An 11,411-nucleotide genomic window follows, 5' to 3' on the forward strand; every position below is an offset into this window, starting at 1 on the left:
GCCCGGGGCCTGACCGCTTCAGTGCGTCTGGCCGCCCTGCTCGCGGATATCGTCCTGCGTCGACAGCGCGGTAGCCACCGCGCAGCGGATGCCGTCGATCACCGTGGCCAGCGCCAGGCTGGGCTGGCCCGGATGCCGCGCGGCCTGCTCCGGCAGATAGGGAATATGGATGAAGCCGCCACGCACGCCCGCCGGCACGCTTTGCGTCGCCAGCAAGTGCATCAGCCCGTAAAACACGTGATTGCAGACGAAGGTGCCGGCGGTCTGCGAAACCGAGGCCGGCACGCCAGCCGTGCGCATCCGGCGCACGATGGCCTTGATTGGCAGGCTGGAAAAATACGCCGCGGGGCCATCCTCCGCGATGCGGCTATCGACGGGCTGCGCGCCGGCGTTGTCGGCGATGCGCGCATCGTCGACATTGATCGCCACGCGCTCCACCGATATTTCCGGGCGCCCGCCCGCTTGCCCGACCGCGATCACCAGCACGGGCTGCAGCTCATCGAGCAGGTCCGCCATGACGTCGTTGGCGGCGCCAAATACGCAAGGCAACTGGCGCGCGACGATCACGGCCGCATCGGCGCCATCGGGCGTGCCGCCGATGCGCTCGCCGTCGAGCGCGCGAACGGCCTCCCAGGACGGATTGATAGGTTCGCTTTCGAACGGCTCGAAACCGGTCAGCAGCACGGTACGCATGGCAGGGACTCCCGGCCCGAAGCCCGGTTGCCCGGGCCCCTGGCCAAACCTTCGCGGCTGGACCGCGTTCTTACATCAGGAAATACAGCAGCGCGATATTGGCCACCAGGATCATCAGCGCGGTCGGCACCTGCGCCCGGATCACGGCGTTCTTGTCGTCCAGCTCCAGCAGCGCGGCGGGCACGATGTTGAAGTTGGCCGCCATCGGCGTCATCAGCGTGCCGCAGTAGCCGGAGAACATGCCGATAGCCGCCATCACCGCCGGGTTGCCGTGGAACATGTTCACCAGGATGGGCACGCCGATGCCGCCGGTCATCACCGGGAAAGCGGCAAAGCCATTGCCCATGATCACGGTAAACAGCGCCATGCCCACGCAGTACACCACCACGGCCACCAGCTTGTAGTCCATGTTGATGTAAGCCGTGGTCAGGTACGCCACCGCCTTGCCCACGCCGGCATCGGCAAACACCAGGCCAAGCATGGCCAGCATCTGCGGCAGCACCAGCGCCCAGCCGAGCGACTCGGTCAGGCGGCGCGACTCGCGCACACCCTGCACCACGGTATCGCGGGTGAGCCAGCAGGCCGCGGCCAGCGCGACCAGGCAGCCGACGCCAAGCGAGACGAAGGTCACGTTCTTGGGGTCCAGCAGCGGCAGGCCGGCGATCTTCACATCCTTGAACAGCACGGTGCCGATCACCGTCATCAGCGGAATCAGCAGGGCCGGGATGAACAGCTTGTTGCCAAGGCGCTTGGCCGAGGCGCGGCGCTCTTCTTCCGGCAGCGTGCCGTGCTTGCCGTGGCCAACCCCGCCAAAGCCCGCGATCAGCGCCATCACCACGGCGCCGACGCCGACGACGGCCGGCGGCAGCTTGTCACCGATCAGGAACACCAGCGCATACAGCGCCCAGAACAAACCCGTGCTGAGCCGGCGCGGATGGTCGCGGTCCGCGAAAATCATCAGCGAGGTGATGGCCAGCACCAGGCCGGCGAGCCAGTAGAGGTACTCGATGGAAATGATCATGGCTTACTCCCCGCTCTTGGCCGTGGCCGCCGTACCGGCGGCGGCCGCAGCCCTGCCGCCCACTTCNCAGCCTTGCCGCCCACTTCGCGTTCCAGCCACATATCCAGGCGCTTGAGGCGCACGGCATGGATCAGGAAGGCGCAGATCGCGGTCGGGATGCCCCACACGGCGATATGCAGCGGCTCCACATCGATGTTCGACGACAGCAGGAAGGTGTGCATCAGCGCGATCGCGCCGAAGGCCACGAAGATGTCCTCGCCGAAAAACAGGCCGACGTTGTCGGTAGCCGCGCAGAAGGCCAGCACGCGCTGGCGGACCGGCTCGGGCAGCTTGCCGAAACGGGTCTCGGCCGCGCCTTCAGCCATCGGGGCCAGCAGCGGACGCACCATCTGCGGGTGGCCGCCGAGGCTGGTCAGGCCCACCGCCGCGGTGAGCTCGCGCACGCCGAGGTAGACGATCAGCAGGCGCCCGACCGTGGCCGAGGCGATGCGCGAGATCCAGGCTTGCGCATGCTCGCGCAGCCCGTGCCGCTCGAGCAGGCCGATCACCGCCAGCGGCAACAGGATGATGAGCGGCAGGTTGCGCGTCTTGACGAAGGCGGTGCCGATCGCCGTGAAGATCTGCATGACCGGCATGGGCGCCGCCAGCCCGGTGGCGATGGCGGCAAGCGCCACCACCATCATGGGATTGAAGCGCAGCACGAAGCCGAGGATGATGATGCCGACCCCAACTAAGGGCCAGAGGTTGACTGCCTGTTCCATGAGAGACACCAATAGAGTGTGATGGAGGCGAGTGCCACGCGTCGCGTCATGCTGCTCGACATCGCGCGGGTCACAGTGAATACCGGAAGCCTGGGGGCGCGTCCGTTGCGTTTACCGTGTGGTGTGCCCCTTCAGCCTCCGGCGCGGATTGCGATGCCTTCGGCGCCGAGCCGTTCGCGGATGCGGCGCGCAAAGGCAAGCGCGTGTGCGCCGTCGCCGTGCAGACACACGGTTTCGGCGCGAATCGGTACATAGCTGCCGTCGATGGCGCGCACGCGCTGCTCGCGCACCATCTGCAGGGTCTGGCCAAGCGCCACGTCTTCGTCTTCGTGCAGCGCGCCGGGCGTCCCGCGCTTGACCAGCGAGCCATCCGGGTTGTAGCCGCGGTCGGCGAAGACTTCTTCCTTCACCTTGAGGCCGGCTTCGCGCGCCACCTTCACCATGACGCTGCCGGCCAGGCCGAAGAAAACTAGGTCGGAATCGAAGTCGCGCACCGCGCGCACAATGGCGTCGGCCAGCCTGGGATCCCTGGCGGCCTGGTTGTAGAGCGCGCCATGCGCCTTGACGTGGGCCAGTTGCCCGCCCTGCGAGCGCACCAGCGCGGCCAGCGCGCCGATCTGGTAGAGCGTGTTCGCGTACACCACTTCGGGATCGAGCTGCATCTCGGTGCGGCCAAAGTTCTCGCGGTCCGGATAGCTCGGATGCGCGCCGATGGCAACGCCCTGCTCCAGCGCCCACTTCACGGTCTGCAGCATGGTGGCGGCGTCGCCGGCGTGCCAGCCGCAGGCGACGTTGGCCGAGCTGATCAGCCCCAGCAGTTCGCGGTCGTTGCCGCAGCCTTCGCCGAGGTCGGCGTTCAGGTCGATATGCATTGCGATACTCCTCACCGGTCTTGCGGCTTGTCCTGAGGTTTGGGGGTTGCTGTCATCCGGCGGCGCTCAGGCCACGGCCGCGGCCGCGTGGCTGCGCGTGCGCCGCCGCGAGGCGATCACCATGCCGTCTCCCTGCCATTGCAGCGCCTGGTCCAGTTGCTGCAGGTAGCGATCCAGCTCGGCCTGCGCCGCGGCGGCCTCATCCAGCGTGACGCGTACGAAGCGCACCGGCGCGCCCAGCGGCACCTGCGCCAGCCGCCACAGGTCGGCGCCGATCACCACGCCGATCTTGGGATAGCCGCCGGTGGTCTGTGCGTCGGCCATCAGCACGATGGGCTGGCCGGCCGGCGGCACCTGCACCACGCCCGGCAGCACGCCGTGCGAGAGCAGGTCGGCGGCACGCTCAGGCTGGCGGGCCAGCGCCGGGCCTTGCAGGCGCAAGCCCATGCGATTGCTGTTGGGCGTGACGATCCAGTCGGACTGCCACAGCGCCTCATGCGCGGCGGCGTCGAAGTCCTCGTATTCGATGCCGGGCAGCATGCGGATCGGCGTGGCGTTGCCGAGCTTCGTCACCGGCAGCGCCCAGGCCGGAGCCTGCACGCCCAGCCAGTCGCTGTCCTCGGCCACGCCGGGCCGGCCGGCATCGAAGCGGTCGCCTTCACGCAGCGCCCGGCCACCCAGGCCGCCAAAGCCGGCCTTGAGATCGGTGCTGCGCGAGTCCATCACCGGCGCCACGGCGATGCCGCCCGCCACGCACAAATAGGTACGGGTGCCACCCTGCGCCGCCGACAGCGTCAGCGTTTCGCCGCGGCGCACGTCGAAGGCATGCCACGACCACACCGGCACGCCGTCCAGGTTGGCCCGGCATTCGGCGCCGGTCAGCGCGACGCGCATGTCGGCGTGGAAGCGCACGGCGGCGCGGCCCAGCGTGAATTCGATGGCGGCATCGCCCGCCGGATTGCCGAGCAGGCGGTTGCCGATGGTGAGCGCGACCGTATCGAGCGCGCCCGCGGTGCCCACGCCGAAGCGGCGAAAGCCGGGGCGGCCGAGGTCCTGGACCGAGGCGAGCGCACCAGGGCGAATGATCTCGATCATGCGCGGACCCTCCGCACAGTCGCAGCAGCGGGTGCAACGGGTGATGGCATACGGTTCATGGCAGCAGCGCCTCGACGACAAAGCGCACCGTGTCGCCCGGTGCGAACAAGGAAGGCGGATCGCGGTCGGCGACGAAGAGTTCGCTGGCTGTGTGTCCGATCAGTTGCCATCCGCCGGGAGCGGCGGCCGGATAGATGCCGGTCTGCTCGCCGCCGATGCCGACCGAGCCGGCCGGCACCGACAGCCGCGGCTCGCGCCGCCGAGGCGTGGCCAGCGCCGGGTCCATGCCGCCCATATAGGCGAAGCCGGGCTGGAAGCCGAGGAAGTAAACGACGTACTCGCCCTCGCTGTGGCGGCGTACGACCTCCTGCGCCGTGAGGCCGGTATGCGCGGCCACGTCGGCCAGGTCGGGGCCGAATTCGCCGCCGTAGCGCACCGGGATCTCGACCAGCCTGCCTGTCGCCGCGCGCGCCTCGCCCGACGCCCAGGCCAGCTTCAGGTTGCGTTCCAGCGCTTCGGGATCGGCATCGCGGTCGAACACCACGGTGAGGTTGTTCATGCCGGGCACCGCGTCGACCACGCCGCGCCACTCGGCCGCGCGCTGGGCCATGGCCCAGATACGTCGCTGTACATCAAGCGAGGCCGGCGGCGGCACGCTGCACAGCAGCGCGCGCTCGGCCAGGCGGTGAACGGAACATCGGGTCATGGGAAGCACCGGCAGGGGGACCTATCTGCAGTGTAGGCGCGCGCACCGGACTTGGTCAGGGACGACGCCGGCTGCAATCCGGTCCGTGAGCAGAATCTTTTTTCATCGACAATTTGTCGATAAATTCATGATAACCAAACAATAAGATGCTGGGGCTAGGTGTAGACCCTAGGATTTCCCACGCAAAGTGTTGTGCGTGACGGGCCCTGCGCCCTGTCCTGGTGCGGCCGGCCGATGCGGCGAATGCCTCCGGTGCAGGAGCGCTCGCGAGGGCTCCCGCCATGCGCCGGTCCGGTGCGATCGCGCGGCGCGCGGCCCCGCCCGCGCCGACGGGCGCGATGGAAGAAATTTCAGGGAGAGGTGTCAGGCCGTGGCGTGCATGCAACGCCAGGTGGGCCCGCAGCGGGGTGCCGCGGGCGAAAAAAACGGCCGGGTGGATACCGGCCGATCAGACAGTTCACAACGTTGACTCTGCGCCGGGACTCCCCTCTCCGCCTGAGGGGAAGGGAGCGAACGCCGTCGTCATAGCGCGGCGCTTTGGCCCGTTCGGACTCAGGCGAAGCCGGCCTTATGCGCCTGCTCATCCGCATGATAGGAGCTACGCACCATGGCGCCCACGGCGGCATGGGTGAAGCCCATCTTGTATGCCTCGGCCTCGAACATCTTGAAGGTGTCCGGATGCACGTAGCGCATCACCGGCAGGTGGTGGCCCGACGGCGCCAGGTACTGGCCGATAGTCAGCATGTCGATGTCGTGGGCGCGCATGTCGCGCATGACTTCGAGGATTTCCTCGTCGGTCTCGCCCAGGCCCACCATCAGGCCGGACTTGGTGGCCACGGTGGGGTTGCGGCGCTTGAATTCCTGCAGCAGCTTGAGCGAGTGCGCGTAGTCGGCGCCCGGGCGCGCCTGCTTGTACAGGCGGGGCACGGTTTCCATATTGTGGTTCATCACGTCCGGCGGGCCGGATTGCAGAATGTCCAGCGCCTTGTCCAGGCGACCGCGGAAATCCGGCACCAGTACTTCGATGCGGGTGACCGGCGACAGTTCGCGGGTCAGCGTGATGCAATCGACAAAGTGCTGGGCACCGCCGTCGCGCAGGTCGTCGCGGTCGACGCTGGTGATCACCACGTAATTGAGCTTGAGCTGGGCGATGGTGCGTGCCAGGTTGCCCGGCTCGCTGGCGTCCAGCGGATCGGGACGGCCGTGGCCGACGTCGCAGAACGGGCAGCGGCGCGTGCACTTGTCGCCCATGATCATGAAGGTAGCGGTGCCCTTGCCGAAGCATTCGCCGATGTTGGGGCAGCTCGCTTCCTCACATACCGTCACCAGGTTGTTGGCGCGCAGGATGTCCTTGATTTCGTAGAAGCGCGAGCTGCCGGTGGCCGCCTTGACGCGGATCCACTCAGGCTTCTTGAGCTTCTCGGCCGGCACGATCTTGATAGGGATGCGGGCGGTCTTGTCGGCCGACTTCTGCTTGCGGGTCGGGTCGTACTGCTCCGCCTGGGGTTGCGGGGCTTCGCTGGAAGTGGCGATCAGGGCGTCGCTCATAGTGTTCTCCGCACGCGCGGTGCGTGCATATTCGGCTGGATGACTAAGTGGCCAGGGCCGCGGCGGTGTTCCGGTCGGCTGCCAGGGCGCGCTCATGCGCCGCTGCCAGCACTTCGCACAACGCCGCCGCAAGGCGCCGCGCGATATCGGCTTGTTGTGCCGCGGTCACGGGCAGGCGGGACGCGCCAGCCGCATCGGCCACCGGGAAGGTGGCGCCCGCCGTTGCCATGTCGACCGTTTCCAGGCCGGCATAGCCGCAGGGGTTGATGCGCAGGAAGGGCGCGAGGTCCATCTGCACGTTGAGGCTGACGCCGTGATAGCTGCAGCCGTTGCGGATCTTGAGGCCGAGCGCGGCGATCTTGGCGCCCTGGTGCGGACCTTCGCAAAGGTAGATACCAGGCGCGCCGGGCTTGCGTTCGGCTGCGAGATTATACGCCGCGAGCGTGTCCAGCACGGCTTGCTCAATCGCATGGACGAACTCGCGAACCATGAGGCGGCGCCGGCGCAAATCGAGCAGAAGATAGGCTACGACCTGTCCCGGGCCGTGGTAAGTGACTTGTCCTCCACGATCGATCCGCACCACGGGGATCGCCTCGTCCGGGGCCAGCAGGTGCGCGGGATCTCCCGCCTGGCCGAGGGTGTAGACCGGAGGATGCTCGACCAGCCAGATCTGGTCGGGGGTATCGGCGGTGCGTGCGGCGGTAAAGGCACGCATCGCGTCGAAACAGGGCTCGTACTCTTGCCGGCCCTGCTCAATGACTTGTATCGATTGCATCCCGGCAGTTTAACGAAAAGGGGCGGATCTCACAGGATGCCGCCCCTCTCTTGCTCTGTCCGTCTCGTGCTCTTTCACTCCGCGATGGTCCTGCCAGGGTCAGGGTCATCGCGCGAATGCACCAGCCGCAGATGGCCGCGCACGCGGCCGTCTTCGTCAGGAGGCCGTGATCTGGTCCTGGTTAGGCGTCCATTCGGTACCTCGAACCAAACGCCGCGCCATGCGCGCCACCAGGTGCGACACGTTGACGCCCGGCCGGCGGGCCTCGGCGATCAGGGCCAGGCGTACCGGCTCGGCGGCGCGCGGATCCACGCTGACCGTGATTTCGTCGCCGCTGGCGAGCAGCAGGCTACCGCCGCAACGCAGCCAGTAATCTTCCGAATCGCCTTCGCGGGTCAGCCAGACATCGGTCCCCGTGGCTGCATCCACGCGCAGGCGCTGGTCGGCGTGGATGGAAAGCGAGGTAACTTCGCCCGGGCTCAGGGTGAACAGGGTCGTTGTGAGCAATGTTTTCATGTTGGGCATCCTTCACTGACATCGTCGACACCCTCGCCCGCTTGCCCGGAATGGGCAGCCACCAGTCGCGCCAGCCCTTGTCAGGCTATGCTTTGTACTTGACTGGCACCGGTGCGGGCAGCGCGCCGATGCATTGCATTCTAGTGATTGCCGCAGCGCTTCCAAAACGATATATTTTCCTTGTTCTTGTTAAAGAAACTCACATAAGACGAGGTCGATGATGGCGCTGAAGGGAGCATGGGAGAGAGATTTGCCACGTGGCTGGCATCGCGAGCTGCCGCGCCTGCCGCCGCTGACCGCGCTGCGCGCCTTCGAGGCGGCTGCCCGCCACGAGAGTTTTTCCCGCGCGGCCACAGAATTGTTCGTCACCCACGGCGCCGTCAGCCACCAGATCCGCGCGCTGGAGGAGGAACTGGGCCAGGCCCTGTTCGAGCGCAACGGCAAGCGTGTCAGCCTGACGCCCGGCGGCCGGGCCTACGCGGGACGCGTGCGCGAAGCCCTGCTGGAGATCGCCGATGCCACGCGCGCGCTGCAGGCCGGCAACCGCGACAAGCGCCTCACCATCAGCACCATGCCCTCCTTCGCCGCGCGCTGGCTCACGCCGCGCATCGGCAGCTTTATCGAACAGCATCCCGAGCTTGACGTGGAGTTGCTGTCGTCCAACACCCTGGTGGATTTCGCGCGCGAGGAAGTCGACATCGCGCTGCGCATGGGCAGCGGCGACTATCCCGGCCTGTATGTGGAGAAGCTGCTGGACGATGTGTTCTTCCCGGTCTGCAGCCCGGCCTTCAACGGCGGCAAGCTGCCGGCGCGGCCGCAGGACATGAAAGGCATGTCGCTGCTGCGCGGCGAGGGCGACCCCTGGAAACCGTGGTTCGAAGCCGCCGGACTGGACTGGCCGGAGCCGCGCAAGGGCCTGCTGCTGGAAGACTCCTCGCTGCTGCTGCAGGCCGCGGCAGCCGGCCAGGGCATTGCGCTGATCCGTTCCTCGCTGGCCTATAACGACCTGCTTTCCGGGCGCGTGGTCCGGCTCTTCGACGTCAGCATTACCTGCCCATGGCTGCTTTACTTCGTCTGCTCGGCCAGCATGCTGGAGGCGCCCAAGGTAAAAGCCTTCCGTGCCTGGCTGCTGCCGGAGATGGAAGCGTTCCGCGGCATCCTGGCTCAGTGGGAGGGTTAGTCGTCTTCTTTGGCAGCGGCGGCGGCCGGGGGGGGGGACTCGCCTGCGGCTGGCTCGGGGGCTTTCGGGGCGGCAACCGGCGCTGAGTGCGCCCTGCCAGCNTCGCCTGCGGCTGGCTCGGGGGCTTTCGGGACGGCAACCGGCGCTGAGTGCGCCCTGCCAGCGCGCGGGTGCGCCTTGTCGTAAACCTTGGCCAGGTGCTGGAAATCCAGCGCGGTATAGATCTGGGTGGTGGCCACGCTGGCATGGCCAAGCATTTCCTGCACCGCGCGCAGGTCGCCGGAGGATTGCAGCACATGGGTGGCAAAGGAATGCCGCAACATGTGCGGATGCACGTCCGCGGGCACGCCGGCCCGGATCGCCTGCTGCTTGATGCGCAGTTGCACGGTGCGCACGGGCAGGCGCCTTCCCCGCACGCTGAGGAACAGCGCATGCGCGTCCTCCGGCGCCGCGCCGGTGCGCAACATCTCCGCGCGCACCGCCAGCCATGCGCGCAGGGCTTCCATCGCCTTGCTGCCGACGGGAACGGTGCGGCGGCGCGAGCCCTTGCCGATCACCGTGACTTCGGCGCCGTCCATATCGATCCAGCCGGCGGAGCGGTACTCCCCGTCCTCGGTGTAGCGATGGTCCAGTTGCACCAATTCCGACACGCGCAGGCCGCTGGAGTAGAACAGCTCGTAGACGGCCTGGTCGCGCCGGCCCTCGTTGTGCTCGCCCGCGCTGTGCGAGACCAGCGCCACCGCATGCTCCACCGACAAGGCCTTGGGCAGCCGGTGCCCGGACTTGGGCGCGCGCACGCCGTCGACCGGATTGGCCTCCACACCAAGGCCATGGCGCGCGGCCCACAGGTAGAAACCGCGCCAGGCCGACAGCGTGCGGGCGATGCTGGTGCCGGCCAGGCCGCCGCCATGCAGGCGCGCGGCAAATCCGCGGATATGGTGGGTCTGCAGCGATAACAGCGCGCAGCCCGGCGCATGGCGCTCGGCGTGCGCCTGCAGGACCGACAGGTCGCGGGCGTAGTTGGTCAGGGTGTGGGCAGCCAGCTTGCGGCTGCTGGACAGCCATTCCAGGTAGCGCAGCACCACCGGGTCGGGCACTGGCTTGTCGAGGGGTTCCGCCGGGGCGTCCTTGCGTGGCCTGGACTTTGCGGCATCCGATGGCGTCTTGCCTGCGGCGGCCTTCCTGGCCGACGGCGCCGCTGCCTTGCGCGGCCGTGCGGCCGCGCCACCTGCCCCGGGTGGACGGGATGCCGTCATTGCCCGGCCACGGCGAAGGGGTTGCGGCGCATCGCCCGGTTTAGTCGCGCAGCCGGTTCAGCGCGGCGCCGGCCACTTCGCCGATCTGCGCCAGGTAGGCAGTGCCCATGCCCTCGTGGAAGCGCCGCGGCTCTGGCGAACCCAGCACCAGCAGCCCGAAGGCCGCGCCAAGCGTGCCGGCTTCGCGCGTGGGCACGCGCAGCGTCACCATGGCCAGCGAGGCGATATCGTCGCGTTCCAGCCAGGCCGCCGCCTCGAAGCCGCTGTTGGCGCCGCAATACGGCGCGCGCAGGCCTTCGGCGAACAGGCGGACGTCATCGCTCGCGCCCTGGGTCACTTCCATATGCGCATAGCTCTCGGCCACGTTCCAGAGCTTGAGGGCCACGCCAGGCACTTCGAACACCTGCTGCAGGCCGTCCTGCACCGCATAGGGCAGCGCGTGCGAGTCCACTTCGGCCAGCAGGCGCAGTTGCCAGGCGTGCATGCGCTGCTGGGTGCGGTCGTTGTCGTGGCCGTGGCGGACGAGGTCCGCCAGCTTCAGTTCCAGGCCCTTGTTCTTCTCACGCAGGATTTCCATCTGGCGTTCTTGCAGCGAGACTGCGCGGTGGCTGTGCGGGCTGGTGAGCTGCACTGCGGCCAGCAGTTCGGCGTTGTCTTCGAAGAACTGGGGGTTGGACTGCAGGTAGGAGGCAACTTCTTGGGCGTTCATTGGCTTCAACCGGGATGTTTGGGGGGCAGTGTAGCAAATGGTTCGGGGGAGGCTTTGGGGAGGGGGCGGTGGTGGCCTTTTTGGCGAGGTGCTCGGATGCGTTGGCTCCTTCGCGGCTTTTTTTTCGGCGTTGGCGGTTGGGCCCGAAAGCCATACGATATCCCCCTGCGGGGGCTGCCGGTCAGTGTTGGTGGGCTGGTGGGCAGATCACCGTTGGGGGTGGTGTTTTTTTTGGGGCGGTGTTGGTTTTTGCACCCAACAGCGTACGACATCCCCCTG

The 11,411-nt window shown here is 67.8% G+C and carries 10 protein-coding genes and 2 pseudogenes; 1 reads left to right on the forward strand and 11 read right to left on the reverse strand.

Features of this window, described 5'->3' with window-relative positions:
* Positions 1 to 18: 18 nt before the first annotated feature.
* From pcp to CF70_RS13535, 9 genes and pseudogenes are all read right to left on the reverse strand, one after another.
* Positions 19 to 693, reverse strand: a complete 675-nt coding sequence (gene pcp, locus CF70_RS13495; RefSeq protein WP_035865165.1) for a pyroglutamyl-peptidase I — start codon at positions 691 to 693, stop codon at positions 19 to 21.
* Between the two features lie 70 nt (positions 694 to 763).
* Positions 764 to 1,714 carry a DUF979 domain-containing protein gene (locus CF70_RS13500; RefSeq protein WP_035865168.1) on the reverse strand — a complete coding sequence of 317 codons (951 nt, stop codon included), beginning with the start codon at positions 1,712 to 1,714 and terminating at the stop codon, positions 764 to 766.
* A 67-nt stretch (positions 1,715 to 1,781) separates the two neighbouring features.
* Positions 1,782 to 2,475: pseudogene (locus CF70_RS13505) on the reverse strand (DUF969 domain-containing protein); the annotation flags it as partial.
* Between the two features lie 131 nt (positions 2,476 to 2,606).
* Complete coding sequence (gene pxpA, locus CF70_RS13510) at positions 2,607 to 3,347, reverse strand: 5-oxoprolinase subunit PxpA (RefSeq protein WP_035865170.1); 741 nt, start codon at positions 3,345 to 3,347, stop codon at positions 2,607 to 2,609.
* A 66-nt stretch (positions 3,348 to 3,413) separates the two neighbouring features.
* A complete protein-coding gene (locus tag CF70_RS13515) occupies positions 3,414 to 4,442 on the reverse strand; it encodes a biotin-dependent carboxyltransferase family protein (protein WP_035865172.1) in 1,029 nt (342 codons plus the stop codon).
* A 55-nt stretch (positions 4,443 to 4,497) separates the two neighbouring features.
* Complete coding sequence (gene pxpB / locus CF70_RS13520; protein WP_035865175.1) at positions 4,498 to 5,148, reverse strand: 5-oxoprolinase subunit PxpB; 651 nt, start codon at positions 5,146 to 5,148, stop codon at positions 4,498 to 4,500.
* Between the two features lie 552 nt (positions 5,149 to 5,700).
* Entirely contained in the window at positions 5,701 to 6,696 is a 996-nt protein-coding gene (gene lipA, locus CF70_RS13525; protein ID WP_006161271.1) for a lipoyl synthase, read from the reverse strand.
* 43 nt (positions 6,697 to 6,739) lie between these two features.
* Positions 6,740 to 7,471 (reverse strand): lipoyl(octanoyl) transferase LipB, encoded by a 732-nt coding sequence (gene lipB / locus CF70_RS13530; protein WP_035865177.1) that lies wholly within the window; start codon positions 7,469 to 7,471, stop codon positions 6,740 to 6,742.
* Positions 7,472 to 7,627: 156 nt separating this feature from the next.
* Positions 7,628 to 7,987, reverse strand: coding sequence for a DUF2917 domain-containing protein (locus CF70_RS13535; protein WP_035865179.1), 360 nt, complete (start codon positions 7,985 to 7,987; stop codon positions 7,628 to 7,630).
* Between the two features lie 220 nt (positions 7,988 to 8,207).
* Here CF70_RS13535 and CF70_RS13540 point away from each other — a divergent pair, with 220 nt between their 5' ends.
* Complete coding sequence (locus CF70_RS13540) at positions 8,208 to 9,167, forward strand: transcriptional regulator GcvA (protein ID WP_035865192.1); 960 nt, start codon at positions 8,208 to 8,210, stop codon at positions 9,165 to 9,167.
* Between the two features lie 102 nt (positions 9,168 to 9,269).
* Here CF70_RS13540 and CF70_RS13545 read toward each other — a convergent pair.
* Positions 9,270 to 10,423: pseudogene (locus tag CF70_RS13545) on the reverse strand (tyrosine recombinase XerC); the annotation flags it as partial.
* Positions 10,424 to 10,463: 40 nt separating this feature from the next.
* Positions 10,464 to 11,132: a DUF484 family protein gene (locus CF70_RS13550; RefSeq protein WP_035865180.1), complete on the reverse strand. Its 669-nt coding sequence runs from the start codon at positions 11,130 to 11,132 to the stop codon at positions 10,464 to 10,466.
* Positions 11,133 to 11,411 lie beyond the last annotated feature (279 nt).

Source organism: Cupriavidus sp. SK-3 (assembly GCF_000611145.1).
Lineage (GTDB): Bacteria > Pseudomonadota > Gammaproteobacteria > Burkholderiales > Burkholderiaceae > Cupriavidus.

What these genes read in the sequence shown, in the direction of transcription:
- CF70_RS13540 (WP_035865192.1), top strand. Translation starts at nt 8,208, where the DNA reads ATGGCGCTGAAGGGAGCATGGGAGAGAGATTTGCCACGTGGCTGGCAT.
- lipB (WP_035865177.1), bottom strand. Translation starts at nt 7,471, where the DNA reads ATGCAATCGATACAAGTCATTGAGCAGGGCCGGCAAGAGTACGAGCCC.
- CF70_RS13550 (WP_035865180.1), bottom strand. Translation starts at nt 11,132, where the DNA reads ATGAACGCCCAAGAAGTTGCCTCCTACCTGCAGTCCAACCCCCAGTTC.
- CF70_RS13535 (WP_035865179.1), bottom strand. Translation starts at nt 7,987, where the DNA reads ATGAAAACATTGCTCACAACGACCCTGTTCACCCTGAGCCCGGGCGAA.
- CF70_RS13500 (WP_035865168.1), bottom strand. Translation starts at nt 1,714, where the DNA reads ATGATCATTTCCATCGAGTACCTCTACTGGCTCGCCGGCCTGGTGCTG.
- pcp (WP_035865165.1), bottom strand. Translation starts at nt 693, where the DNA reads ATGCGTACCGTGCTGCTGACCGGTTTCGAGCCGTTCGAAAGCGAACCT.
- CF70_RS13515 (WP_035865172.1), bottom strand. Translation starts at nt 4,442, where the DNA reads ATGATCGAGATCATTCGCCCTGGTGCGCTCGCCTCGGTCCAGGACCTC.
- lipA (WP_006161271.1), bottom strand. Translation starts at nt 6,696, where the DNA reads ATGAGCGACGCCCTGATCGCCACTTCCAGCGAAGCCCCGCAACCCCAG.
- pxpB (WP_035865175.1), bottom strand. Translation starts at nt 5,148, where the DNA reads ATGACCCGATGTTCCGTTCACCGCCTGGCCGAGCGCGCGCTGCTGTGC.
- pxpA (WP_035865170.1), bottom strand. Translation starts at nt 3,347, where the DNA reads ATGCATATCGACCTGAACGCCGACCTCGGCGAAGGCTGCGGCAACGAC.